Here is a 24,283-nt window from a genome sequence, read left to right as displayed (position 1 = left end):
CTCCACCTGGCCAGCACCTCCGTCACCATCACCCGTTCGCCTGACGGTCGTCGTGACCGGCGAGGGTCGACCGGCCGCCATGCTCGATTCGATGTCGGGATCGAGAAGGCGTCCGCTTCTGCGTCGTCCCGATGTCGTGATAGAGGTCTACGCGCCTCGTACATCGGGCGGTCGACGGAACCCCGGAATCCGACCTCATAGCGAACACTGATGTCGTGATCCCGGACGCAGGAGTCCGTGCGAGGCGGTACGTCAGGTCTGCCACGCGCTGCTCGCTGCCGTGAACTCGATATCGGGCTGCTCAACTTCCAGGTGCTCGCGCCGCCTCCTGTACCCGGTCTCGCACCGGCGGCGCCGCCCTGTCGAGCAGCCCTCCCGAATCTCGTATCGGAGCCAACACGCCTCTTGCAGATCGAGGTTGAGCCCGCCGTCAGCGGGCCGCTGCTCACCTTGTGAGCAGACGGAGAAGGGCGGCCTGGGTGACGGTCTCGATGCGCGTGATGTCGGCGGGCGACGGTTACAAGTACCTGCTGCGCACAGTCGCGGCCAGCGACGGCGACCGCTCGCTCTCCACCCCGCTGACGCGTTACTACAACTCCGAGGGCACCCCGCCGGGCCGGTGGCTCGGCGCCGGGATCGCCACGCTCGGCAGTGGGCGGATCAGCGCAGGCGATCACGTCTCCGAAGTCCAACTCCAGCTCCTGGTCGGTATGGGCCGTGACCCGATGACGGGGGAACCGCTTGGCCGTGCGTACCCCGAGTACCGAACCGTGGCTGAGCGGATTGAGGCGCGCACCGAGGCGCTTGATCCATCCCTCGGGCCGGCGTCACGTGCGGAGGCGGTCGTGGCGATCGAAGCGGAGGAGGCCGAGCGTGGGACGCGACGGGCGGTTGCGGGGTTCGACTTCACGTTCTCGGTCCCGAAGTCCGCGAGCGTGCTCTGGGCGGTTGCGGATGCCGGGACGCAGACGTTGATCGCGGACGCACACCATGCGGCGGTTGCGGAGGTCGTTGCGTTCATGGAGCGGGAGGTTGCAGCCACGCGCACGGGCGCAAGCGGCCGCGACGGCGCGGTTGCGCAGGTCGATGTCGCAGGTCTGATCGCCACCGCGTTCGACCACTACGACAGCCGGGCGGGCGACCCCCATCTGCACACGCACGTCGTCATCAGCAACAAGGTCCAGGCCGTCCTTGACGGGAAATGGCGCAGCCTGGATGGGCGGCCGATGCACGCGGCTGTCGTCGCGCTCTCCGAACTGCACGAGGCGGTCTTCGCGGACCACCTCACCCGAATGCTCGGCGTCTCTTGGGAGGCGCGGGATAGAGGCCGCGACCGGAACCCCGCCTGGGCGATCACCGGGGTGCCGGAGGCACTGGTCAAGGAGTTCTCCACTCGTGCCCGGTACATCGACGCCGAGACCGATCGCCTCATCGACAACTACGTCTCCGAGCATGGGCGGCGGCCGTCGCCGGTGACGATCATGAAGCTCCGCGCCCAGGCCACGCTCACCACTCGGCCGGAGAAGGAGGTGTGGTCGCTGGCTGACCTCACGGCCTCGTGGCGGGAGCGGGCCGGGAGGGTGCTCGGGGAGGATGCGACCTCGTGGGCGCGCGGCGTGACGGTGAACGATGAGCCGTTGCTGCTGCGCGCCGATGACGTGCCGCTCGACGTGGTCGCCTCGCTCGGGCGAGACGTGGTGGCCGCGGTAGGTGAGAAGCGCTCCACCTGGCACCGGTGGAATCTCACCGCTGAGGCGGCGAGGCAAACGATGGATTACCGGTTCGCGTCGACCGAGGATCGCGAAGCCGTCGTCGGACTGGTCGTGGATGCCGCCGAAGCAGCGTCGCTGCGCCTGACCCCGCCGGAGCTCGCATCTAGCCCGGCGGAGTTCCGCCGACCGGACGGCACGAGTGTGTTCCGTCCGAAGCACTCCGCGCTGTTCTCCTCCGAGGTGCTGCTGGCTGCCGAAGACCGCCTCCTCGAGCGCGCCCGCACCACCACTGCGCCGACGGTTCCGCTGACCACCGTCGAACGAATCACGAAACGCCCCGACAGCAAGGGGCGGATGCTCGGTGACGACCAGGCAGCCGCGTTGACGAAGGTCGCGCTCTCGGGCCGGATGGTCGATGTGCTGGTCGGCCCGGCCGGTGCGGGGAAGACTACGGCGATGTCGGCGTTGCGGCGGGCGTGGGAGCACGAGCACGGGCGCGGCAGCGTGGTCGGGCTCGCGCCGTCCGCGGTCGCCGCGCAGGTTTTGGCTGATGACCTCGGCATCCAGACCGAGAACACGGCGAAGTGGCTCGACACCCACGACCGCACCGGGGAGACGTTCCGCAAGGGACAGCTCGTCATCGTCGACGAGGCGTCCCTGGCGGGCACGCTCTCCCTCGACCGCATCACCACATTGGCGGCGGAAGGCGGGGCGAAGGTGCTGCTGGTCGGGGATCACGCCCAGCTTCAGTCCGTTACAGCCGGGGGCGCGTTCTCCCTCCTCGTCCGCGACCGCGACGATGTCCCGGAGCTGTTCGACGTGCACCGGTTCGTGAACGTGTGGGAGAAGACCGCATCCCTCGCGCTGCGGTACGGCCGCACCGACGTCATCGACACCTACGCCGAGCACGGCCGCGTGATCGGCGGGGAGACAGAGGAGATGATCGACGCCGCCTACACCGCCTGGCGTACGGACCCCCTCGACGGGCGAGCCAGCATCCTCGTCACCGACTCCAACGAGTCCGTCCAGGCGCTCAACAACAGGGCGCGCGCTGATCTGATCCTCGACGGCACCGTGAACGCCCGCCGCGAGGTCGAGCTGCACGACGGCACCCGTGCCGCGGCCGGGGACACCGTCATCACCCGCCGCAACGACCGCCGCCTGCGCGCCGGCCGGTCCTGGGTCCGCAACGGCGACAGGTGGAACGTCACCGAGGTCCGCGACGACGGCGCTCTTACCTTGCGCCGCGCCGGGCGTACGTGGGGCGCATCGGTCGTGGTCCCGGCCAAGTACGCGGCCGAACATCTCGACCTCGGCTACGCCATCACCTCCTACCGGGCGCAGGGCATCACGGTCGACTCCTCGCACGTCCTGGCAGACGCGTCGATGACCAGAGAGACGTTCTACGTCGCCATGACACGAGGCCGCAAGCAGAACATCACCTACGTCGCCATCGACAAGCCCGACCCCGCCCACGACGGACCACACCCCGGCGACAACACCGAGGCCACTGCCCGCTCGGTGCTGTTCGGGGTGCTGCAGCACGTCGGCGCCGAGCGGTCCGCGCACGAGACGATCACCGTCGAGCAGAACACGTGGGGCTCGATCGCGCAGCTCGCCGCAGAATACGAGACCCTGGCCGCTGCCGCACAACACGACCGCTGGGCCACACTCATCCGATCGTCTGGGCTCAGCAACGACGACGCAGACGACACGATCTCCTCACCCGCATTCGGAGCGCTGACCACCGAGCTGCGGCGGGCAGAGGCGAACCAGCACGACATCGACGCCCTGCTGCCGCGCCTCGTGGGAGCACGCGGGTTCGGGGACGCCGATGACATCGCGGCCATCCTTCACTACCGCGTCGCTAAGGCGACCGCCCGACCTGGAGGGTCCGGTCGCACGCGGAAGGCACCACGCTTGATCGCCGGCCTCATCCCCGAAGCCACTGGCACCATGCCATCGGAGATGCGGCAGGCACTGGCAGAGCGGCGCAACCTCATCGAGACCCGGACCGACGCACTCCTCGACAACGCGCTCACCGAGAAACACGAGTGGATCACGAAACTCGGCGTCCAGCCGAAACAGGCACGAGCAGCCCACGAATGGCGGAACGCCGCGCGCACCATCGCTGTCTACCGCGACCGCTACGGCGTCACTGGGCCCCCACCCCTCGGAGCACCCGCCGAGACCGAGACGCAGAAGCTCGACGCCGCCCGCGCCCGTGCCGCGCTCGACAGGGCACGAAGGCTAAGTGATCTCCGAGTAGCAGTCCAGGAATTGGGTGGTACGGCGCCACCAGCTCAGAGAAGTCGCACTCTCTAGAATCTGGACGCACGGAGGTTCGTGAGCTGCGCGAAACTACGCCTCTCTGTAATGCAGCCTTCGCAAGTGGGACACCTGATCGACACCCGGGAGCCGTGTCCCGAACCGTGCCCAGTGCCCGTTGCAGACATGCAGCCCTTCTATGATGCCTTGGTCGCCGTACTGGTACATGAGCCAAAGATGAACATCGGAAAGCGGAGCGTTCAGCTGTGGCGGAATGAGGTCGCGCGGGTCAGGCGGCGTGGCAAAACTGGCGAACGCGGCCGTCAGATTGCCGGGAGGACCGAACGGGTACATAACCAGATGCTTGTTCGGATACCCGATCAGCTTGTCCGCCAGAGCCTGCACGCCGCCGCGCTTCTGCGCATCAACGATTCGCAGCGATCGCCGAATCAACTCCCACGGATCATAGGACGACGGCGCATGCTCGATTGACCACCGGATCTGATGTACTCCTGCGTCCGGATGGAAGCAGGACTGAACGCACATCGCTCGGACACCATCGTCGTAGGCGCCAAGACCGAGGAACGGAGCGGTACCTGGGTCGTCGAACGATTGATGCTGGGTGAGTGACGGCCAATGAAAGACGCAACCGGCTTCCTCGACCCACCGGACGATGTCAGCGCCGATCTTGCTGCGTACATCTTTCGTGACGCCTCCCAGCACCGTGTATGGGATTATCACCCATACGCAATGAGGCAGGCGCGGCTCAACCAGTGGCTCGAGGCGTCGTTCAGCTTCGCGCACGGCGGGCAGGACGGTAGTAATTACCTCCGCGACATGCTTGCCGTCGGCAGAGAGCAAGTCGGGCATGCTCGGCCTCGAACCATCGTCATAGACACAGAAATCGACACCGAGCTCGCCGACGAGCATGAGCCTCGCGTGCTCCTCTTCAACTTTGCTCACGATCCGCTGCCCCTCGCTGCTGCTTGCCCGTGTCATCCATAGCTGACACGTCACTAGCGAACCAGAGTTTGGGACGAGACGTACCCAGCGCGCCAGAGGAGAAGCGAAGGGGGCGTGAGCCGCAGAAGCGCGTGCCCCTCCCGTCTGGGCCTGCTCCGGGGGGAGCGGATGCCACAATGAAACATGTCGTCTGCACGCTCCAAGCCGCTGCGTTTGCTCGAATCGGTGCCGAACAAGGTATACAGCCGACTGATTGTCCGCTATCCGTATCAAACGAATCGCGACTACGCGCTGTCCTACCGCTTCGCGGCGAAACGCCTCGCCGAAACTTTCACAGGGGACACCATTGACGACCTCATCCTGCTCCCGTTCCTCACTCTCTACAGACAGGCGTTCGAGCTTGAGCTAAAGAACCTCATCCAGTTCTTGGTGAGCACCCGCATGACCTACGTCGAAGGAAGAACGTCAGAGCTCGAGCAAGCGAGATCAGACGAGCGGTTCAAAGAGCTGGGGCACAACCTCCATAAGCTCCTCAACGAGGCCAAGAAGCACTACGACGCGCTCGACCTGGATGAATCGTTCCCGCCGGAGGTGGAGAAGCTCATCGCTATGCTTCATGAGGCAGACAAGAGCGGCACCGCGTTTCGGTATGCGGGTCAGTTACCCAACACCCAGGAGCACGCTGACTTCCCCGACCTCGCCGCGCTGCTCGAGCAGCAGTACGACAATCTCACCGTCATCACGGACTACGTTGACGGGCTGTACTCGGCAGGCCCGACACTCAACGAGCTCGCTGGAGACTACTACTGAGCGAAAGCACTGTACGTAGGACGCAAGAACGGGTATCGCGCCTGGTGCGACTTCCTCACAGGAGAGCATTCAGAAGGAGCGAACCGACGCCTCCTGTCGTGCCGGACGGCCGAGCCCAACTCCGTGTTCGATGGTGCTTCGGCTCGTCTCAGTCGACCGGTCGAGGAGCGCTGTCACGTCTTGAACCCGGGTCACGAGGGACGCGATGCCTTCGCGCAGGAGCCGGTGCGTGCCGGCACTGGACACGCTGGTGACCGGACCGGGGACTGCGCCCACGGGTCGCCCGAGCTGCGCGGCGCGGGCGGCGAGGTTGAGGGAGCCGGAGCGGTAGCCGGCTTCCACGACGACGGTCGCACCGGAGAGGGCGCCGAGGATGCGATTGCGGGCGAGGAAGCGCCACTTGCTCGGTGTCGCGCCGGGCGGCATCTCGCTGGCGAGAAGCCCGAGGTCTCCGACTCGTTCCAGGAGCTCACGGTTGCCGGACGGGTAGAGCCGATCCAAGCCGCCGACCATCACGGCGACAGTCTGCCCACCGGAGGCGAGCGCGGGTCGGTGTGCGGCGGCGTCGATACCGTAGGCGCCGCCGGCCACGATGATCCGCTCGGCATGCGTCAGATCGGAGGCGAGCTCGCCCGTGACGTGCTCGCCGTAGCTTGTGGCGGCGCGGGCTCCGGTGACCGTCACGCGATCACTCAGCGGAGCAGTGAGGAACGATGTTGCGCCGCGCACCCACAGGGCAGTCGGGGTACGCTCGCCCAAGTCGTTGAGCGCGGCCGGCCAATCATCGTCTCCAGGGATGAGGATGCGCAGCCCGAGACGGTCGCTCTCCGACAGCGCCTGCGTGACCGTGCGGGCATCCATTCGTGGGGCAACCTTGTTGCGCCACAGCCCCGCCTCGATCGCATCCACCTTCTTCGGGAACGCACCGGTACCAGCTGCCAGGCGCACAGTCTCCACGGTGCCGACCGCGGTGATGAGCCGGCCGGTCACCGCGTCATCGGGCTCCAAGGTTGCAGCCAGAGTCACCCGCGCGGCGCGCTCATCCTTGGAGAGAGAAGTGATTGTGGCCATGCCGGCTCCCGTCCGTGTGTGCCAGACAGGTGCGCGAGCGCCACCCGAACGAGCGGGCGCACCTCTTACGGATGTCTCCGGGGAGTCGTACCCTGGGAGCGAGGCAGATTCCTCCTTGATATGGCGTCCCACTACGGACAGGCCCCCGGGCCACTCTCTACGCACTGTCTCGACACCTGACCGTGCCACGAGAGGAAACGCCATGATCCGGCTGCTTTGGGCGCTCAGCGCCCACGCCCGCTACTACCTGCGGCGCTACATGCCCACCAACATCGCGCTCGACGCGATCCGCACCCGCCGCGGCCTGAAATGGGGCACCCCCGCGATGCTCCTCGCCGCGCCGTACTTCCTCGCCGCGAACTACTGCCTCACCCTGATCGAGGACGGCGGCCCCGGCTGGCTGAACCTCCTCGTGCTCCTGTTCTGCTGGAACGCGCTCAAGTTCCTCATCATGGGCCCGATCAGCGTTGTCCTCCTCGTCCGCGCTCGCCTTGAGGAGTCGGCAACCCGACGCCGCGACCACCGTACACGTCGGCCGATTGAGCCTGCTGAACCGACAACGGCGCGCATGCCATAGGAACTGCATCGCGACCTCGCCCGCACCGTTCGAACAGCGACGCCGCAACGGCAGGCGCTGATTCGCGTGCCGGGCGGCGGGCAACTCGACGGGGAGCAGGGCGGGAGAACAGACCCGGTCATCTGTCCTTCGAGACTGGAAGGATGAATCAACACCAGTCCAGCCCGCACGGCCTGGAACCGCTCCTGAACATCGACGAACTCGCCGACTACCTCGGCGTCCCCGTCTCCACCATCTACGACTGGCGCACCAACGGCAAAGGCCCCCGCGCCTACCGCTTCGGCAAGCGCATCATGTTCGGCATCACCGACATCCGCGCCTGGATGGACACCATGCGCGAGGCCGCCGCCTCTACCGGGGCTGCCACCTTTCCCGGAGCAGGGGAGGGCGCGCGTGGGTAGGCCCCGCACACCCATCGGCACCTTCGGGATCATCGCCACCCGCGCCCAGCCGAACGGCAACCATGTGGCCCGCGCCCGGTACCGGGACTGGGATGGCACCAACCGACTCGTCCAAGCCACCGGCGCCTCACGGGCCGCCGCGGAGCGCAAGCTCAAGCAGAAGCTCGCCGAACGCTCCCTCTACCAGCCCGGATTCAACGGGATGAGCGCCGACAGCTCGTTCCCGGAGCTCGTCACGTACTGGCTGGAAGACATGGAGATCGAAGACCGCCTCTCCCGAACCACGAGGAATCTCTACGAGCGCGACATGCGCGCCCTCGTCCTCCCTGCATTCAAAGACCTCACCCTCCGGGAGATCGGGGTCGCCCGCTGCGACTACTTCCTCAAACGACTCGCTAAGCGCAGCTACAGTCGGGCCAAGCACGCCCGCGTCGTCCTCCGCCTCGCACTCGCGCTCGCGGTCCGTCACGAGATCCTTCCTCGCAACCCGATGGATCACGTCTCTCGGCTGCATCGGAAGAGGACCATCCCGGAGGCGTTCACCATCGGCGAGGTGCAGGACATCCGCGCCGCGATCAAGGCTTGGGAGTCCCGGCGGATACTGGCGGGACCGAGGCCGGATAGGCAGCTCGGGCAGATCGTCGAAGTCATGCTCGGCACCTCTGCGCGTATCGGCGAAGTCCTCGCCATCCGCCTCCAGGATCTCGACATGGACGGCCCGATCCCGACAGCGCGGATTGCCGGGACGATTATCAGTCGCAAGGGCGAGCCGACCCACCGGCAGGATCATCCGAAGACGGATCGCTCGGTTCGCCGCGTCGCGCTGCCGTCGTTCGCGCTGCAGGCGATCCGCTCGCGCCTGTTGCGTAGCGGCGACACCGAACCGGCCACGCTCCTGTTCAGCACGCGTGTGGGTACGCCCCACACGACGAACAACGTCCGCCGGCTCCTGCGCGACGTGATGGACGCAGCCGGGATCGAGAACGTCACCCCACACCGCTTCCGCCGCACCGTCGCGACCGTCGTCAACGACGCACAAGGCGTGCTCCTCGCTTCGGAACTCCTCGGGCACACCGACCCGCGGATCACGATGCAGCACTACATCCAGCGCAACGAGACCGTGAACCCCGCCACCGCTGAGCACCTCGAACGCGCGTTCGGGCGAGCGGTGTGACCGTCGAGAGCTTCTCGGCCGCTGTCAAGGTGGGGTGAATCTCTAGGCGATCTTGGGGCGGGATGGACTAGCTACGTGCGCAGGAGTGCTTCCGGACTCAACGAGCACACGCCCTACCTGGCTCCGCGCGGCCAGATCCCGCTCGCGATAGGCTGTGAAGGTATCGCTAGCACTACGATGGGGGTTTTGCCTTGACACCGTCCGATGACGCGACCTCGGTCCCTGCCCTTCGGGTGAAGCAGTGGCTTCCGGAGTGGGACAAGGTCAACTTTGACGAGGGTCAGAATCAATCCCGGCCAGGCCCGCACTTCTATCTCTTCTCGATGTCTGCAGCTCAGTTGCGCAAGCTTTCCGCTATCTACCGGCGTGATACGGATTCGATGACGCCGCGCAAGGACGATCTGGGCATTCAACGGCGTCACGACAAAGAACGAAGCGCCGAAATTCGGCGGTACGTAGCTGAGGGTTTTCCTCGCTCAGGTTTGAGCGACGTGCAGAGAAAAGACCCGTCGAACGAAGGCCTGCGTAAGCCTGGATGGCTGCCTACCGCCGTCGTGGTGAACATTCTCGAGACTGGCGATGAGCGAAACGGTCGAAAGATCGACGCTGATCACGCTGTGCGCGTGCAAGATAGTTCAGACGGCTCCTTCTCCCTGCTGACACTGCCCGAAGCGATTGACGAGGCATTGCCTCCAATCGAGGTTATCGATGGGCAGCACCGGCTATTTGCCTTTGATGATGATGATCCGAATGTGGCTGATTTCGAGTTGCCTGTTGTGGCATTTCATGGTCTCGATATCTCCTGGCAGGCGTACCTCTTTTGGACGATCAACATCAAGCCCAAGAAGATCAACGCTTCATTGGCCTTTGACCTGTATCCACTGCTACGCGAACAAGACTGGCTAGACAGTGGTGATCGAATCCTTGTCTACAGAGAAAGTCGTGCGCAGGAGCTGACTGAAGTTCTCTGGGCTACGCCTGAGAGCCCATGGTTCAAACGGATCAATATGCTAGGCGGACCGCGCAAGGAGAACGGTCCCGTCACTCAGGCCGCATTCGTTCGCAGCCTAATAGCGAGCATGGTTAAGCCTTGGGAACCGTCTGGGAGAAACCGCGTGGGTGGCATTTTTGGAGGCACCCCAAATCAGAATGATGGGCTTGCTTGGTCGCGCTTGCAACAAGGCGCGTTCCTTGTGACTGCTTGGCGTCTTCTGGCGGAAGCGGTTCAACAGAGCGATTGCGCCTGGGCTGCAGAGTTGAGGATTCAGCGAGCGGAACTAGAACCTGCGGACGGCGACCCTGCCTTCAGCGGGGGGTTCAGCTTGTTGGCGACTGACCAGGGAGTCCGTGGATTCCAATCGGTCGTCAATGACCTCTGCTATATCCGGCAGACGAAACTTGGGCTTACGGACTGGCGCGATTCTGGTGATCTTGCGGACGTGTCAGCTGAGAACGTACGCGAAGTCGCGTCCACCCTCCCGGAGCCTATTCATGCGTTCCTGAAGGAGATTGCTGCTGGACTTTCGACATACGATTGGCGCACGAGTAGCTTCCCGAACCTCCCGGAGCAGGAGAGACTCGCGAAAGCTGCTCTCCGTGGTAGTGGTGGCTACAAGGAACTGCGCGACCAGCTCCTCGCTCATCTTCGCAAGCATGGTGGAGAAGCAGTCATCTCGGCGGCCGATGAACTGGCAGGCTGGGCGTAGTGGCGCATCAAACGCAACCGTTTGGTGCCAGTCATTTGGCGACGGTCCAGTCAGCGGATCGGAGCACAATTGCTGCGGCACTTGGGGGTGTGCTCCCGCTCTCGGGAGAGCGCTGGTTTCCGCGAGGGAACGGATACCTTCCAAACGCAGGGGCTCGCATCGAAGCGGACAGCAAGGCGATCCCTGCTGGGCGGAGGCTGAACTTCGTTCGGTATATGGCGGGATCCACATTTGCCCATTGCGGTGACGCCTGGGGATTTCTTGGGCGCGCGTTGGACTCTCTTCTGCATGGTGATGTCGGCGGCGCGGTCCACCTCACTTACTACGCAGAACTCCGCGCGGCCCTTTCTCTGCTTGCGGGTGAAGGAATCTACGTAGGCAACCGAACTCATTTTGCGATCAGCTCTATCGGAGTCCAGCCGTTTGGTGGCTCTGCAGGTACCCATTCTGTCGCTTGGCAAGCGCTCCAAGCTTGGACCGACAGCAGTCGCAGTCAGGACCTGCTTGGAAAGATCATCCGCCCGGGCGGTGAGCCTTTTGCAGATTGGGTTGACTCTCTAACCGCTCAAGCGGCGCGTGCCAAGATTGATGACCTTTTCAGGCTCATGTCTCTTGATCTGCGCAAGTTCGATCAGGACCATCATCGAAGGAACGTCGTCAGCTACAACCCGAGTCGCCTTCATCCGAAGGATATGACGGCGGAGCAGGTTCGAGATCTCGCGACTGATGTCTGGCAGGCTCTCGAACCAGGTCGATCGGGGACGTTTCCAGTTTTGGATGATGCCCTGCTTCCCGAGTTGCTTAGATCGATCTATGTTTCAATCCGACGGAAGACCTCGTGGTCAGAGTGGGTTGCTGAGCTCGCTCCCGCCTCGCAGCAAGGGACTGCATTGCTTTCTGCGCTCCAAGCGAGCAACTCCAAGACGCAAGCTACGGGTCTAGTTGGCGCCATTTATGAGTCACGCGTGGCGGAAGTTAATCCGGCGCTCTACCTTCGGCCGATGGTGGCTCGAACCGTTCTTCTATTGCGTGTAGCGACGGGATCAGCGATTCAACTGGTGCGGGAGAGTGGGCACTCGTCCACAGCTCTGCGGCCGTGGCTGGACTCGCTGGCGTTGTCTCGCGGTTATTGGTCCGACGAGTCACCGCTTGAGGACGCGCTCGATCTCTGGGCGGACGTAGAGTTAGCGATCGAGGAGGCCGAAGTCGCTGACGTGGATTCACTCCACGGCTTGCTACGTGGATTGCCAACAGCAACACGCACTTTTGGGCAGGCAGAGAGAGTGCCAGTCTGGAGCTTCGCGTGAAGTATATGGGCAGTAAGACTTCGTTGCTTGCTGGTGAACTGGGCGAGATTATTCTTCGGGAAAGCGAGTCGGCCGAACGATTCGTCGATCTCTTCGCAGGATCGGGGGCTGTAGCGCACTTTGTTGCGCAACGCACGTCATTGCCAGTGCTGACCGTTGATCTTCAGGAGTACGCACGGATCTTGGCGGCCTCCGTGATTGAGAGAACGCGGAGCCTCGCGAGCGACCCAGCTCTGGCTAAGTGGTTGGAGCGAATCGCGGAACCAGATGCGAGCGGCAACAAGCCAGCATTGTCCAAGGCCGAGGTGCTGCGACAGCGGGTCGCGAGCGAGGCGAGCGCGGAAGGATTCATCACTCGGCACTACGGTGGCCACTACTTTTCGCTGGCCCAAGCCAGAGAGTTCGATCAGCTGTACGCCTCGTTGCCTAACGAGGAAGGTGTACGCACAACCGCGCTCGCGGTCCTGCTACAGGCGGCGAGCATCTGCGCGGCAGCTCCGGGACACACGGCGCAGCCGTTCCAGCCGACTGACTCCCTCTTGCCGTACATATCACAGTCCTGGTCACGCAGCGTCCGTGCGACATCCCGGAACGTGCTCGAAACCATCGCACCGCTGCACGCGAACCAGGTCGGCGAGGCAGTTACGGGAGATGCTGAGACTGTTGCGGCATCACTCACTTGTACGGATCTTGTTTTCTGTGACCCGCCATACTCCGCAGTTCAGTACAGCCGTTTTTATCATGTCCTCGAAGGAATTGCCCGAGGCGGATGGCCCGCGGTGGAGGGTAAGGGGCGTGCGCCTGCGCAGTCTTCGAGAAAGGCCTCAGCGTTCAGCATGAAAAGCAAAGCGAAGTCAGCGATGCGTGATCTCCTCAAAGTGCTACGAGAGAAGGATGCTCGGGCAATCGTCACCTTTCCAGACGCTGATGCCAGCAACGGGCTCAGTGGAAGCGACATCATTAGTATCGCCGACGAGGATTGGTACGTAGATACTCGTTACGTTGATTCGGTTCATAGCACATTGGGTGGGTCAAACGCCGAGACCGGGCGAGGTGGGCGCCGAACCCTAAAGGAGGCGGTCATCTTGCTCTCGCCGAAGAGATCGTTGATTCCTGTGATGCCGACTCGACCTATCGAGGTAGGGAATGCCAGCGAACCACAGTTGATGGTTGCGGTTGGCACGTGACTTGATCTACTAGTTCATGTCGCTCGCGGAGAACCCCTTGACTCGGTCAACGCACCTAAGGCGTCCGGGTGAGCGAACGCGCGTACGGTAACTTCGACGTGCGCTGTGTGCGACCCATGCGCGACTGATCTAGGGGGACCAGAAGGGGACCAGAATCATGAAATCCATGCATTTCGTGACGTGCTCTGCATGATCTGAGGCCCGGAAACACGCGGATTTCGCTCCCTAAGGATGCGTCTGGACGCCTGGGGGTCAAGGGGTCGCAGGTTCAAATCCTGTCATCCCGACAAAAAGCCCTGGTGAGAGGCAACTGTCACCAGGGCTTCGTCGTTCCTGGGAGTGGTCACTGGCTGGTCCACTCTCTCGATCTGCTCGATCCGTACGCCGCCGAAGTGGACCAATCCCGTTCGGCGTTCTCGCCAGCGAAGTGCACCAGAAGGTGCCCGTGGAGTGGACCAGAATCCGGGCAGGACAGTGCTCCGGCCCTCTCTTGGAAGGTCGGAGCGTGGGTTCGCGGGCGGTCACAGGCGGGGTCCGTCGCGGCGGGTGGTGTCCCTTCTGGTGGGTGCTGCGGAGAGGAACTGGTTGGCCTGTCGGGCGGCTTCGGCGAGGTGTCGATGGTCGGGGTGCAGATAGCCCTTGGTGGTCTCGATCGACTGGTGCCCGAGGATCTCTTGGAGCACGTGCAGGGGAATGCTGATGATTTGGTTGACTCCAGGACTGCTTGAGCTTGCGGGCTTGGGCGGGAAAGGATGGCAGTCATGCCGGTCAAATATTCGGATGAGTTCAAGCGGGACGCGGTCGCGCTCGTGGTGACCCAGGGGATGTCGCAGAAGCAAGTGTGTGCGGATCTGGGGATCTCGAAATCCGCGCTGCAGGCATGGGTCCGCGGCGCGCAGCTGCGGGATCGCGGGATCGAGCCCGCCCCAACCGGGAACGTGGACATGCAGCGTGAGCAGGCGAAGATGCTGAAACGGATCCGCGAGTTGGAGATGGAGAACGAGGTGCTCCGGCGGGCGGCGGCGTATCTGTCGCAGGCGAACCTGAAGATCGGGTCTGCTAGCCCAAAATAGTGTTCCCGCTCGTCCGTGAACTGGCCGCGACCGACGCTCCTTCCCGGGTGTCGGTCGCGGGGGCGTGCAGGGTCCTCGGCTTCTCCAAGCAGGCGTACTACCAATGGCTCGCGAAGCCCGTCAGTGACCGCGATTGGGACGAGGCGCATTTGATCAACGCGGCCCGGGATGTGTGGGACGAGGACCGGTGCCAGGGGTATCGGCTCATCTGCGACGAGCTCGTCGATGACGGGTGGCAGGTGTCGGAGCGGCGAGTGTGGCGGGTGTGTTCGCAAGAGGGCATGTTCTCGGCCGCGCATCGACGCAAGGGCAAACGCAAACACCGTCGGCCGGGTCCGGCCGTCCACGACGATCACGTGAGACGGGACTTCACTGCCCAGTCTCCGAACCAGCTCTGGCTCACGGACATCACTGAACACCGAACTGCCGAGGGGAAGCTGTATCTCTGCGCGGTCAAAGACGTGTTCAGCAACCGGATCGTCGGGTATTCCATCGACTCGAGGATGAAGGCCTGGCTGGCCGTGAACGCGCTCGAGGACGCGATCAACCGGCGCGAAAACCCGACCGGAGTGATCGTGCACTCGGACAGGGGCAGTCAGTTTCGTAGCCGACGCTTCCGGCGAGCACTGCGTCGACATCATCTGCGAGGTTCGATGGGCCGTGTCGGGGCCTGTGCCGACAATGCCGCGATGGAGAACTGGTTCAGCCTGCTGCAGAAGAACGTCCTCAACCAGCAGCACTGGGCCACCCGCGACGAACTGCGCCTCGCGATCGTGCACTGGATCGAAGCCCGCTACCACCGACGCCGCCGTCAACGCCAACTCGGGAAGTTGACCCCCATCGAATACGAAGCAATCATGAACACCACCGCCGACCTGGCGGCATAAGGAAACGAGTCAACCAAACCATCAGCATTCCCCTTGCATGAAGCGGTCCGCTCACCGGAAACCGCCCAGATACGGTTCAGATCGGACGTCATTCATCGTGCAGCAGTCCCCCGGCGTTCCTGCTTGTGCCGCCGTCGCACTTTGTCGCGGTCGGCTCTGGCGGCTTCGACGGCGCGCTCGGCATCGATCACACGGCTATCACTCTCTGCCTATCGTGCCGCTGCCTACGCTGCCCAGGCGGGTAGCGCCTCGGGGGTGCGGGGCGGCTCACCCCAGGCATCGCGGACCTGCGCCCTGGCGGTGCGCACCTGTTCGGCCGCGGCGTGGTGCTCAGTGCGTGCCTTTCGCCTGCCGAACCGTCCCGCAGTGGTGAGCCGGGCACCCACAGCCGCTTCGGCCTGCATGGCTGCGAGGTAGGCCGCACCATCATTCTCAGCCTGCACGATGAGTGGCTGGGCGACCTCTTCACGTACCCGCTTTGCCTCGTTCTCGGCGCGATGGAGCACGTCGGCCTGTTCGTCGTCCTCAGCTCGGTGCGCGGCACGTTGGGCATCGAGGCGCGCGGCGACCTGTTCCCACCGTTCCGCCGAGCGCTCGGCGCGCTCGGCCTCCTGGTCGTGGCGTGCGAGCTCGTCGGTGACCAGCTTGACGGGGCCATCGCTGAGGAGGCCGCGCACGGCTTCGGTGGCTTGGGCGGTGGCGTGGTCGAGGCCGCGGTCTGCCGGGGGCGTTTGACCCCTGGTTTTGGACACGCTGTTTCCAGCACGACGCTGGGTGAGTCACTATGCGCCCGCGCGACCCTCGCCCCGCGCCCGCGTGTGCCACGCGGCGGCGGTCTCCGAAACGACGTCGGTCCACGCAGTCGGTGGGACGCCGAGGCGTTCGGTGGTCTCCGATCCGTCGGAGACGAACGGCGCGTCGAACTGGTACAGCACGCCGACGACCTCCCTCACCAGTGGGACGAACGGGCTCGCAGTGCGCAGCACCCACCGCGGTATGCGCTGGAGCCGCGGTTCTGCGAGCCCGATCTCCGTGTGCAGGGCCTGCAGGACCTGGCGCACCGTCTGTGGCGGGTTGGAGGGGACGATCCATGCGGAGCCCCACGCCTTCTCGTTCTGCCCGAGCGCGGACAGGGTCGCCGCGACGTCTTCGATCGCGGTCCAGGTGTGTGGCTGGTCGGGATCGGCGAACACCCTCGCGGTGCTGCCCGCGAGGGTCGCGTCGGCGTACATCGCCAGCAGGCCGTTGCCGACGGGAAGCGTCGGGCCGATGTAGTCGGATGCCCGGGCCTCGGCCACGCGCACTCGTCCAGCTTCGTGCGCGGCCAGCGCATCGTGCCACATCCTCGTCCGAAGCGCGCCCTTATGGTCGGAAGGGCGCAGAGGAGTGGAACGGTTCATGGGCTCGCTCACCGGTCCGTAGCCGTAGAGGTTGCTCGCGGTGACCAGCACCGCCCCTGTGCGCTCGGCCGCCGTCAGGAAGGCCGCCGCGAGCGGAGGCCACTCGCGCTCCCACGCCTGGTATGCGCCGGGGTTGGCGCAGTTGTACAGCACCTGCGCTCCGCTCGTCGCGGCGGTGAGCTGCTCGGGGTCGGAGGCGTCCGTCGCGACGAACTCGACGTCGGCGATGCCGGTGTCGCGGCCCGAGCGGGTGAGCACCCGCACGCGCTTTCCCTCGCGGGAGAGGCGTACCGCGAGCGCCGTGCCGACCGGGCCGGCGCCGACGATCACCTGGAGGGAGTCGGCCGCATCCATGCGGTCATCCTTCCACGTCCTCTCGTCACGTCTTCACGACCGGCGGAAAGTCGCCATCGGCGCTCGGCCCGGCGACGACGCCGGGGTCGTCGCCGGCCCGCAAAGCGAGCGTCGTGCGGACGGGCTATGAGCGGCTGCGTCGTCGAGATCGCGCGGCGATCGCCCAGATCAGCAGGATCAGGAGGGCGACGACGACCGCGGCGGCAGCCCAAGGGATCCACGGCGGTATGGTCTCGGCCGGGTCGGGGGCGTCTGCCGTCTTCGGGCTGGTGAGCGTCAGATTCGCGGTCGCTTCGCGAGTCGTCATTCCGCTCGTGAGGGAGAGCGTCACATTCCACTCGCCCGCCGAGAGCGCGGAGTCTGTCGTGGTCCGGACGGCTCCGCTCTGCCCGGGGCCGAGCGTGAGGTTGTCGGCGGAGAACGGGCCGGCCGACACCCCGCCGCTCGGCGTCTCGAGCGTCGCCTGACCACCGAGATCGACGGCCGTCGTGCCGGTGTTCGTGACCTGCGCGACGATCGCGGGCAGGCCGTCGGCTCCGAACTCGAAAGCAAGGGCACCGATCTCGAAATCGGGCGCCGGGCCATTGCCCTCGCCGACGGTCAGATAGACGCGCACACCCACCCTGTTCGCGAGGGTGACGGAGTCTTCGGTGTCGGCGGACCGCAGCTCCGCCCAGATCGCCGCGTAATACTCGCCCTCCGGTGCGTCCGTGGGCACGCTGACCGTGATCGGCACCTCTGCGCTCACGCCGGGCTCGAGATCGATCTCGGTCTCTCCGGCTGTGATCCACGAGGAGATGTCGGGACCGTCTACCCCGTCCACGGTGAAGGCTCCGTCGGAGATCTCCGCTGCGCTGGCATAGACGAAGACGTGCTTGTCCGTTGCGGACGGGTTGTCGATCTGCACCGTCCGTCGGATCTGATCGCCCGGCGGAACATCACCGACGAGGTAGGCGCGCGAACGTGCGTCGCTCTGATCCCCGTCGGGGACCAGCCGGATCCCCACGCTGTCGTCGTCGCCGGTCGCGGCAGACGCGGTCGTCGCGCCCCAGGCGACGGATCCCAGAGAGATCGCGATCAGCAGGATGGCGCGCATGCGGATGGTCGAGAACGCTGAGCGCACCGTCGGTTCCTTCTGTCTGTGTGTCGTGTCATTCCCGGGACGTGCTCTGCGGAGTGTGCCGTCACCGTGACCGGCACACTCCGGGCCTCACTCAGATGACCGAGTGCGTGAGCGTCGCGGAGTACTCGTCGGCCAGGGCATCGCTGGGGATGACCAGGGTGACGTCGGCGGTCCAGCTCGCGGTGTTCACGCCCGTGACGCCCGTGGCGGTCTGCACCGTGCTCGGGCCCGCGCCAGTTGCGGTGGCGGCCACCACGGTGACGGTTCCGCTGGTCGTCGCGGTGCTCGGCACGTAGGTGAATCCGCTCACGGGAATGGCGGATCCACTCACATTCGCGCCCGTGAAGTCGCTGATCGACACGGATGTCACCCAACCGAGCACATCCGCGCGCTCGTCGGTGACGGTCACGGCGTCAAGGGAGGCATTGGCGGTCGTTCCGGGAGTGTTGGACCCCAGATCGAGGGCCGCGGGAGCGGTGATCGCGAGGGCGCCCGCAGCCACCTCGGCCGTGACGGGCGTGTCCTGGTCGTCCGCGGCTGCTGTCTGAGCGCCGACGCCCAGGAGAGCGACAGCCGCGAGGGCTCCGAGAGTGGCTGGAATGGGCTTGCGCATGATGATTCCGATCTTCGTTAGACGATCGTCTAACGAACTCTCAGTCTGTCACGATGTCCGTCGTTATGGTGAGCGTTTCGACATCGGCTCTCACCGGGCGCGTGGCGTTGACGGCATCGTCGTTCACAGAGGCCCCGGGGTAACGTGGACGGGTGCCGATGCGTGAGGAACAGAAGGCTCAGACGCGGGAGCGGATCCTCCGGGCGGCGGCCGGCGAATTCGCATTGCATGGTTATGCGGCTACGAGCTTCTCGTCGATCGCTGCGGCGATGGGGCAACCGAAGTCGGCGTTGAGCTACGCCCACTTCCGGTCGAAGGAAGAGCTGGCCGGTGCCGTGGTCGACCGGCAAGCCGAGGTCTGGGAGCGTTTTCGTCGTCGCGCAGAAAAGACGGAGGGCCCCGGCCTGCCGCAGCTGCTCAGCGTCCTGCTCACAGCCGCCTTGGACTCGCGCACGAACGTGTTCAGCCCTGCTGTCGTCAGGCTCATCCTCGAAAGCCGACGTCTCGGCACGTTCCGTGTTCCCGACCTCTCCTTCAGCTGGTTCGAATACGCGGATGCGCAGATGCTCGCGGCGACACGAGCAGGCCAGTTCCAGCCGTGCGTCGACACCGTCCAGACGGGCCGGCTCATCATCACCGCAAGCTTCGGCCTGTTCGAGGCGCAGAATCACGGCTTCCACGCCGACGACACCGAGTCGTCGTTCCGCGATCTCTGGCGTCAGCTGCTGACCGGTGCCGGTGCACAAGACCCCGACGGGATCCTCCGAGCGACGAGGTCCTTGCTCGACGGCTCGTAGGGGGAAGAGCTCTTTCGCCGTCGCTTTCCCGATGAGAGCGGGATGATCATGAGGTGGCGTGACGTCGATGCTCTCCACGTTCAGGCGTGGCGAGATCCCATGCAGACGTGGATCTCACGATGCGCTCGTCGAGCCGATCGCGCGGCCCGTGATCATGGCGACGGGGACGTGCCCGGCGGCGAGCACGAGGGCGGCCACCGCGATCCAAGGGCTGCCGAGCCAAGCCGCAGCGGCGAGGAAGACCACCGCGATGAACGCGCTCCGCCGGGCATGGGAGACCGAGCGGGGTCGAGGTTCGGTCGTGGGGCTCGCCCCGTCCGCGGTCGCAGCGCAAGTCCTCGCCGATGACCTCGGGATCGAGGCGGAGAACACTGCGAAGTGGTGGGATACGCACGTGCGCACCGGCGCCACGTTCCGTAGGGGGCAGCTGGTCATCGTGGACGAAGCCTGGGTCTGGTGTAGGAACAGGTGACAGTTCTAGTTAGGCCGCGAGGGCCAGGTCGTTGTTCATGATGGTCTCGAACTCGATGGGCGTCAAACGGCCCAGGCGGACCTGTCGACGTCGCCGGTGATAGGTCCGCTCGATCCAGGTCACGATCGCGATGCGCAGCTGTTCGCGGGTGGCCCAGGAGCGCCGGTTCAGGACGTTCTTCTGCAGCAGGCTGAAGAACGATTCCATCGCCGCGTTGTCGCCGCAAGAAGCGACCCTGCCCATCGAGCCGACGAGATTATGGGCAGCGAGTTCGCGGCGCAGCTTCCTGCTTCGAAACTGCGACCCTCTGTCCGAATGAACGATGCAGCCGTTCACGTTTCCGCGCATCCGGACAGCGTTGCGGACAGCGCGAACCGCGAGAGATGCCTTCATGCGCGAGTCGATCGAGTAGCCCACGATCCGGCCGCTGAAGGCGTCCTTGACCGCGCAAAGATAAAGTCGGCCTTCGCTCGTTTTGTGTTCCGTGATGTCGGTCAGCCAGAGCTGGTTCGGTCGGGAAGCGACGAACTGGTGACGCTCCCGGCCGTGCTCGTCGATGACGACACAGAGATCGTCATGAACAGCAGGGCCAGGCTTCTTGCCGTTCTTGCTCCGCTTCTTCCCGAACACACTCCACCAGCCGTTCAACGATGCGATCCGCCACGCCGTCCGATCCGCCATCGGCTCGCCCTCGTCGCGGGCTTCGTCGGCGAGGAGCCGATACCCGAACTCCGGGTCGTCACGGTGAGCATCGAACAGCGCGTTCGCACGATACGCCTCCTCCAACTCCCGCCTCGTGACGGGGTTGTTCAGCCAGCGGTAGTACGGCTGACGAGCGAGCTTCAATACCCGGCACGACACCACGACAGGAATCCCGTCCGCGGCGAGCTCGCTCACGAGCGGGTACATCATTTACCCGGCAGATGAGCCTGAGACAGATACGCGGTCGCGCGACGCAGGACCTCGACCTCCTGCTCGAGGAGGCGATTGCGCTTACGGAGCTCACGCAGCTCCACGGACTCCTGCTTCGTCTCACCCGCCTGTTCGCCGGCCTCGATGCGGGCTTGCCGCATCCACTTGTCCAAAGTTCCGACATGGACGCCGAAGTCCTTCGCGATCTGCGCGAGCGTCACTTCCGGATCACGATTCTCCGCAACGCGGATCACGTCGCCGCGGAACTCCTTGGGAAACGGCTTAGGCATGATGACATCCTTCCAGGCCAGCCCTCCGGGCTAGCCACGTTCGATGTCACCTGTTCCTGCACCAGACCCCACCTCCCGCACATGGCGTGCTCTCGACCGCGACACCGCGAGCCGGCCGAGCCCGTCGGTGCGCCGGAACGAGACGAGACGCACGCCGTCCATCCGCGCACCCGGGATCGGATCCGCGTCTGAGAAGACCACGAGGTCGACGGCGACGCCGAGGCGCACGAGCGCGGGGAGGAGCGCCGCATAGTGCCGCCCGATGCCGCCGGTGTAGCCCGTCAGGCCCGCATACTCCGTGGTCGCGACGAGCCATCGTTCCCGCCGGCCGCCCGAGGATGCGGATTCCATGACGGAAGGCTAGGCGACGCCGAGGACCGATGCGTGTCCCTTGACAGCACGACCGACGTCTCCGCTCGCGCCGCAATAGCTATGCTAGCATAGCTATATGATCATGGTCTGGTGGTCGTCGAGCGCATCGCGCACGACGACCGGTCGGATGTCGCCCGACGGGCGCACCGATCCCGCCGTCTCGCTCGGCACCCGCCGGACCTCCTCACCCTCCGTCGGGCTTTCGACGTCGTCGTCGCCTCGACCCCATGCGTACGAGCCAGGGCGTGCCCGCAGCGGCGCGGACGCCCTTCGCGGCCCCTAGGAGAAAGAGGACAACCATGAACCAGACGAGGGAATTCGACATCGTCGTCTTCGGCGCGACCGGCTTCACCGGCCGTCTCGTGGCGGAGCACCTGCTGCAGAAGCACGGTCTCGGCGGTGAGGTCGCGTGGGCGATGGGCGGCCAGTTCGAGGCGGATCTCGTCGAGGCGAGGGACGCGATCGGCGCGCCCGAGGACACGCCCTTCGTCATCGCCGACGCCAAGGACCCGGTGTCGTTGCGGGAGATGGTCGCCCGGACCAAGGCCGTGATCACCACGGTCGGCCCCTACCGTCTCTACGGGTCCGATCTGGTGGCCGCCTGCGCGGAGTCGGGGACGGACTATCTCGACCTCTCCGGCGAGTCCCACTGGATGCGCCGCATGATCGACGAGCACGAGGCGCGGGCCAAGGAGAGCGGTGCGCGGATCCTGTTCGCCTGCGGTTTCGACTCCATCCCGTCCGACACCGGCGTCTGGTTCTGCCAGGACACGGCGCGCACGGCGCTGGGCGCACCGGTCCCGCGCGTGAAGGGGCGCGTCCGCGCGTTCAAGGGCGGAGTCTCCGGCGGATCGATCGCCAGCATGAAGAGCACGGCGGAGGCGCTGGAGGACGATCCCTCCCTGGCGGAGGTGGTCAACAGCCCGTTCGGCCTCACCCCCGGCTTCGAGGGCCCCGCCCAGCCCTCGGGGGCGGTGCCGACGACGGACCCCGATGTGGGGGCGGTCGTCCCGTTCATGCTGGGGGTCGTCGACACCCAGGTCGTCCATCGCTCGAACCTGCTCCTGGAGCACGCGTACGGCCGCGGGTTCGTCTACGACGAGATGATGGTCGCCGGGGAGGAGCCCGGCGACGAGGACGGGCCGGGAGCCTCGCCGGACGCCGATGCCCCGTCCCCGGCGGCCCCGAAGCCGGGCGAAGGGCCGCAGGACAGGCAGGCGGGATACTTCGACCTGCTCCTCATCGGCATCGCGCCCGACGGCCGTCAGGTGCGCGTGTCGGTCAAGGGCGACGAGGATCCCGGATACGGCTCGACGCCCAGGATGATCGCCGAGAGCGCGATCTGCCTGGTCACGGAGGCCGACGCCGTCCCCGGCGGCTTCTGGACGCCCGCGGCAGCGCTTCAGGGACGCCTCGTGGAGCGGCTGCAGCGGTACGCCGGACTGACCTTCGCCGTGGAGGGCTGACCGGGGGCGCGGCGCGGAAGGACGCCCTGCCCGGCCTGGCGCGAGCAGGCCCGGCAGGGCCGTCCCGACCTGCCGTCCCGAGCGTGCGCTTCGTCTCTCCGGCGCTGACGCCGGCCGTCGCCACGAGACTCCATCCGCCCGGTTTGTGACGTTCGTGCCGCCGGACACGTCTTACGAGTGTCGCTGGCCGCAGCGGCCCGCATCCAGGGGTGCGGCAGAGCGGAAGCAACGAAGGAGCACGACATGTCGAATGTGACCGGCGGGATCCGGCCCGACGGCGAGACGGAGATCGACGACGGCGTGGTCGCGAAGATCGTGGGCATCGCGGCCCGCGGGGTCGACGGCGTGCACGCCCTCGGGGGTGGGGCCGCGCGGGCGGTCGGCGCGATCCGCGACGCGTTCGACACGTCCGATCCGTCCCAGGGCGTCAGCGTCGAGGTGGGGGAGACGCAGGTGGCGGTGGACGTCACGATCGTCGCGGAGTATCCGGTGGCGCTTCGCACCGTGGCGGACGAGGTGCGTGCGGCGATCTCTCAGGCGGCTCAGGATCTCATCGGGCTCGACGTCACCGAGGTGAACGTCGCGATCGACGACATCCACATCCCGTCCGAGGACGACGACGGGTCCGAGCCGGCGCGAGCCGAGTGAAAGCAGCCGTCGACGACGCGACGCGGGATGTCCGCGACGGGTCGGCGGCCCCCGAGGGAAGGCAGAGACGGATGAAGAAGAACCTGTTGATCATCGCGATCCTCGTGGTCGCGTCGTATCTCGTGGGGGTGGAGTCGGCGAAGTCGCGAGGCAAGGGCTACGAGGACCTCCGTCATCAGGCGGAACGGCTGTGGACCAGCCCGGAGGCGAAGAAGTCGCGTCGTCGCCTGGCGAAGAAGGCCCGGAAGTCGATCGAGAAGACCCGGAAGCAGCTGGGGAAGCTCGGCGATTGATCTGACGGCGCAACGACGCCGTCACGTGCACGGCCATCCGGACCCGGGGTCGTGAAGAAGAGAGAAAGGAAGCAGACATGAGCGCTCAGGACAAGATCAAGGCCGCCGCCGACAAGGTCGCCGGCAAGGCGAAGGAAGCGGCCGGTCACGTCTCCGACAACGACAAGCTCGTCGCGGAGGGCAAGGCGGACCAGGCCAAGGGCGACATCAGGAAGACGGCCGAGGACGTGAAGGACACGTTCAAGAAGTGAGCTGTGCGCGGGGAGGCGCGGGATCCATTCCGGCGTCTCCCCGCGATCGTCGCCGTGTGTGGGTGTCCTACGGGCACGGCGCACGGTCGCGCGGGATGACTGGATGGACCATACAACCTCCGTGCGCGCGACATGTCTCCGAGGCATCGTGTGGCC

General features: G+C 65.6%; 23 protein-coding genes and 2 pseudogenes. 15 read left to right on the top strand and 10 right to left on the bottom strand.

Annotation, left to right across the window (positions count from 1 at the left end):
* Positions 1 to 491: 491 nt before the first annotated feature.
* Positions 492 to 4,037 (top strand): MobF family relaxase, encoded by a 3,546-nt coding sequence (gene mobF, locus N8K70_RS11035; RefSeq protein ID WP_317141219.1) that lies wholly within the window; start codon positions 492 to 494, stop codon positions 4,035 to 4,037.
* Positions 4,038 to 4,073: 36 nt separating this feature from the next.
* On the opposite strand, the gene N8K70_RS11030 is transcribed toward mobF, so the two are convergent.
* Positions 4,074 to 4,943 carry a hypothetical protein gene (locus N8K70_RS11030; protein WP_317138393.1) on the bottom strand — a complete coding sequence of 290 codons (870 nt, stop codon included), beginning with the start codon at positions 4,941 to 4,943 and terminating at the stop codon, positions 4,074 to 4,076.
* 225 nt (positions 4,944 to 5,168) lie between these two features.
* On the opposite strand from N8K70_RS11030, the gene N8K70_RS11025 reads away from it, so the two are divergent.
* On the top strand, positions 5,169 to 5,753 hold the full coding sequence (locus tag N8K70_RS11025) for a hypothetical protein (protein ID WP_317138392.1): 585 nt from the start codon (positions 5,169 to 5,171) through the stop codon (positions 5,751 to 5,753).
* Between the two features lie 69 nt (positions 5,754 to 5,822).
* Here N8K70_RS11025 and dprA read toward each other — a convergent pair whose 3' ends face one another.
* A complete protein-coding gene (gene dprA / locus N8K70_RS11020; RefSeq protein WP_317138391.1) occupies positions 5,823 to 6,824 on the bottom strand; it encodes a DNA-processing protein DprA in 1,002 nt (333 codons plus the stop codon).
* 202 nt (positions 6,825 to 7,026) lie between these two features.
* On the opposite strand from dprA, the gene N8K70_RS11015 reads away from it, so the two are divergent.
* From N8K70_RS11015 to N8K70_RS10990, 6 genes are all read left to right on the top strand, one after another.
* Positions 7,027 to 7,401, top strand: a complete 375-nt coding sequence (locus N8K70_RS11015; protein WP_317138390.1) for a sulfate permease — start codon at positions 7,027 to 7,029, stop codon at positions 7,399 to 7,401.
* Positions 7,402 to 7,544: 143 nt separating this feature from the next.
* Positions 7,545 to 7,802: a helix-turn-helix transcriptional regulator gene (locus N8K70_RS11010; RefSeq protein ID WP_248540684.1), complete on the top strand. Its 258-nt coding sequence runs from the start codon at positions 7,545 to 7,547 to the stop codon at positions 7,800 to 7,802.
* On the top strand, positions 7,795 to 8,976 hold the full coding sequence (locus tag N8K70_RS11005; protein ID WP_317138389.1) for a tyrosine-type recombinase/integrase: 1,182 nt from the start codon (positions 7,795 to 7,797) through the stop codon (positions 8,974 to 8,976). Before N8K70_RS11010 ends, N8K70_RS11005 begins: the two co-directional genes overlap by 8 nt.
* A gap of 233 nt (positions 8,977 to 9,209) precedes the next feature.
* Positions 9,210 to 10,682, top strand: coding sequence for a DGQHR domain-containing protein (locus N8K70_RS11000; protein WP_317138388.1), 1,473 nt, complete (start codon positions 9,210 to 9,212; stop codon positions 10,680 to 10,682).
* A gap of 215 nt (positions 10,683 to 10,897) precedes the next feature.
* Positions 10,898 to 11,989, top strand: a complete 1,092-nt coding sequence (locus N8K70_RS10995) for a hypothetical protein (RefSeq protein ID WP_317138387.1) — start codon at positions 10,898 to 10,900, stop codon at positions 11,987 to 11,989.
* 5 nt (positions 11,990 to 11,994) lie between these two features.
* Positions 11,995 to 13,176, top strand: a complete 1,182-nt coding sequence (locus N8K70_RS10990; RefSeq protein ID WP_317138386.1) for a DNA adenine methylase — start codon at positions 11,995 to 11,997, stop codon at positions 13,174 to 13,176.
* A 521-nt stretch (positions 13,177 to 13,697) separates the two neighbouring features.
* Here the strand turns inward: N8K70_RS10990 and N8K70_RS10985 are convergent.
* Entirely contained in the window at positions 13,698 to 13,859 is a 162-nt protein-coding gene (locus N8K70_RS10985) for a hypothetical protein (protein WP_317138385.1), read from the bottom strand.
* A gap of 78 nt (positions 13,860 to 13,937) precedes the next feature.
* On the opposite strand from N8K70_RS10985, the pseudogene N8K70_RS10980 reads away from it, so the two are divergent.
* Positions 13,938 to 15,136 (top strand): annotated as a pseudogene (locus tag N8K70_RS10980) (IS3 family transposase).
* Between the two features lie 224 nt (positions 15,137 to 15,360).
* Here N8K70_RS10980 and N8K70_RS10975 read toward each other — a convergent pair.
* From N8K70_RS10975 to N8K70_RS10960, 4 genes are all read right to left on the bottom strand, one after another.
* Complete coding sequence (locus N8K70_RS10975; RefSeq protein WP_317138384.1) at positions 15,361 to 15,888, bottom strand: hypothetical protein; 528 nt, start codon at positions 15,886 to 15,888, stop codon at positions 15,361 to 15,363.
* A gap of 30 nt (positions 15,889 to 15,918) precedes the next feature.
* Complete coding sequence (locus tag N8K70_RS10970; protein ID WP_317138383.1) at positions 15,919 to 16,890, bottom strand: NAD-dependent epimerase/dehydratase family protein; 972 nt, start codon at positions 16,888 to 16,890, stop codon at positions 15,919 to 15,921.
* Positions 16,891 to 17,014: 124 nt separating this feature from the next.
* The gene (locus N8K70_RS10965) at positions 17,015 to 18,013 is read right to left on the bottom strand and encodes a COG1361 family protein (RefSeq protein WP_317138382.1); all 999 of its coding nucleotides are present in this window, start codon (positions 18,011 to 18,013) and stop codon (positions 17,015 to 17,017) included.
* A 91-nt stretch (positions 18,014 to 18,104) separates the two neighbouring features.
* Positions 18,105 to 18,626, bottom strand: coding sequence for a hypothetical protein (locus tag N8K70_RS10960; protein WP_317138381.1), 522 nt, complete (start codon positions 18,624 to 18,626; stop codon positions 18,105 to 18,107).
* Positions 18,627 to 18,784: 158 nt separating this feature from the next.
* Here N8K70_RS10960 and N8K70_RS10955 point away from each other — a divergent pair, with 158 nt between their 5' ends.
* Complete coding sequence (locus tag N8K70_RS10955) at positions 18,785 to 19,423, top strand: TetR/AcrR family transcriptional regulator (protein WP_317141218.1); 639 nt, start codon at positions 18,785 to 18,787, stop codon at positions 19,421 to 19,423.
* 114 nt (positions 19,424 to 19,537) lie between these two features.
* On the opposite strand, the gene N8K70_RS10950 is transcribed toward N8K70_RS10955, so the two are convergent.
* Entirely contained in the window at positions 19,538 to 19,669 is a 132-nt protein-coding gene (locus N8K70_RS10950) for a hypothetical protein (protein ID WP_317138380.1), read from the bottom strand.
* Here N8K70_RS10950 and N8K70_RS10945 point away from each other — a divergent pair.
* Positions 19,650 to 19,871 (top strand): annotated as a pseudogene (locus N8K70_RS10945) (AAA family ATPase); the annotation flags it as partial. The gene N8K70_RS10950 and the pseudogene N8K70_RS10945 overlap by 20 nt on opposite strands.
* Before the next feature lie 33 nt (positions 19,872 to 19,904).
* Here N8K70_RS10945 and N8K70_RS10940 read toward each other — a convergent pair.
* Together N8K70_RS10940 and N8K70_RS10935 are read right to left on the bottom strand one after the other, a co-directional pair.
* Positions 19,905 to 21,097 (bottom strand): IS3 family transposase gene (locus tag N8K70_RS10940; RefSeq protein ID WP_317138378.1). Its coding sequence is split into 2 segments (ribosomal slippage): positions 19,905 to 20,807 and positions 20,810 to 21,097, totalling 1,191 coding nucleotides; the frame shifts between segments, so codons are not numbered across the junction.
* A 30-nt stretch (positions 21,098 to 21,127) separates the two neighbouring features.
* Positions 21,128 to 21,448 carry a hypothetical protein gene (locus N8K70_RS10935; RefSeq protein WP_317138377.1) on the bottom strand — a complete coding sequence of 107 codons (321 nt, stop codon included), beginning with the start codon at positions 21,446 to 21,448 and terminating at the stop codon, positions 21,128 to 21,130.
* A 320-nt stretch (positions 21,449 to 21,768) separates the two neighbouring features.
* On the opposite strand from N8K70_RS10935, the gene N8K70_RS10930 reads away from it, so the two are divergent.
* The 4 genes from N8K70_RS10930 (at position 21,769) to N8K70_RS10915 (ending at position 24,127) form a co-directional block, all read left to right on the top strand.
* A complete protein-coding gene (locus tag N8K70_RS10930) occupies positions 21,769 to 22,935 on the top strand; it encodes a saccharopine dehydrogenase family protein (protein ID WP_317138376.1) in 1,167 nt (388 codons plus the stop codon).
* Between the two features lie 243 nt (positions 22,936 to 23,178).
* Entirely contained in the window at positions 23,179 to 23,583 is a 405-nt protein-coding gene (locus N8K70_RS10925; protein ID WP_317138375.1) for an Asp23/Gls24 family envelope stress response protein, read from the top strand.
* 71 nt (positions 23,584 to 23,654) lie between these two features.
* On the top strand, positions 23,655 to 23,876 hold the full coding sequence (locus N8K70_RS10920) for a hypothetical protein (protein WP_317138374.1): 222 nt from the start codon (positions 23,655 to 23,657) through the stop codon (positions 23,874 to 23,876).
* Positions 23,877 to 23,953: 77 nt separating this feature from the next.
* The gene (locus N8K70_RS10915; protein WP_317138373.1) at positions 23,954 to 24,127 is read left to right on the top strand and encodes a CsbD family protein; all 174 of its coding nucleotides are present in this window, start codon (positions 23,954 to 23,956) and stop codon (positions 24,125 to 24,127) included.
* The last annotated feature ends 156 nt before the right edge of the window (positions 24,128 to 24,283 follow it).

The organism is Microbacterium sp. AB (assembly GCF_032878875.1).
Taxonomy (GTDB): domain Bacteria; phylum Actinomycetota; class Actinomycetes; order Actinomycetales; family Microbacteriaceae; genus Microbacterium; species Microbacterium betulae.
The sequence above is the reverse complement of the archived record's forward strand: the minus strand, read 5'-3'. Positions and strand labels throughout refer to the sequence as shown.

Bases quoted from the DNA above. Each gene is read 5' to 3' on its own strand.
- mobF (WP_317141219.1), top strand. From the start codon at position 492: ATGCGCGTGATGTCGGCGGGCGACGGTTACAAGTACCTGCTGCGCACA.
- dprA (WP_317138391.1), bottom strand. From the start codon at position 6,824: ATGGCCACAATCACTTCTCTCTCCAAGGATGAGCGCGCCGCGCGGGTG.
- N8K70_RS11015 (WP_317138390.1), top strand. From the start codon at position 7,027: ATGATCCGGCTGCTTTGGGCGCTCAGCGCCCACGCCCGCTACTACCTG.
- N8K70_RS11010 (WP_248540684.1), top strand. From the start codon at position 7,545: ATGAATCAACACCAGTCCAGCCCGCACGGCCTGGAACCGCTCCTGAAC.
- N8K70_RS10995 (WP_317138387.1), top strand. From the start codon at position 10,898: ATGGCGGGATCCACATTTGCCCATTGCGGTGACGCCTGGGGATTTCTT.
- N8K70_RS10990 (WP_317138386.1), top strand. From the start codon at position 11,995: ATGGGCAGTAAGACTTCGTTGCTTGCTGGTGAACTGGGCGAGATTATT.
- N8K70_RS10970 (WP_317138383.1), bottom strand. From the start codon at position 16,890: ATGGATGCGGCCGACTCCCTCCAGGTGATCGTCGGCGCCGGCCCGGTC.
- N8K70_RS10960 (WP_317138381.1), bottom strand. From the start codon at position 18,626: ATGCGCAAGCCCATTCCAGCCACTCTCGGAGCCCTCGCGGCTGTCGCT.
- N8K70_RS10955 (WP_317141218.1), top strand. From the start codon at position 18,785: ATGCGTGAGGAACAGAAGGCTCAGACGCGGGAGCGGATCCTCCGGGCG.
- N8K70_RS10935 (WP_317138377.1), bottom strand. From the start codon at position 21,448: ATGGAATCCGCATCCTCGGGCGGCCGGCGGGAACGATGGCTCGTCGCG.
- N8K70_RS10930 (WP_317138376.1), top strand. From the start codon at position 21,769: ATGAACCAGACGAGGGAATTCGACATCGTCGTCTTCGGCGCGACCGGC.
- N8K70_RS10925 (WP_317138375.1), top strand. From the start codon at position 23,179: ATGTCGAATGTGACCGGCGGGATCCGGCCCGACGGCGAGACGGAGATC.
- N8K70_RS10920 (WP_317138374.1), top strand. From the start codon at position 23,655: ATGAAGAAGAACCTGTTGATCATCGCGATCCTCGTGGTCGCGTCGTAT.
- N8K70_RS10915 (WP_317138373.1), top strand. From the start codon at position 23,954: ATGAGCGCTCAGGACAAGATCAAGGCCGCCGCCGACAAGGTCGCCGGC.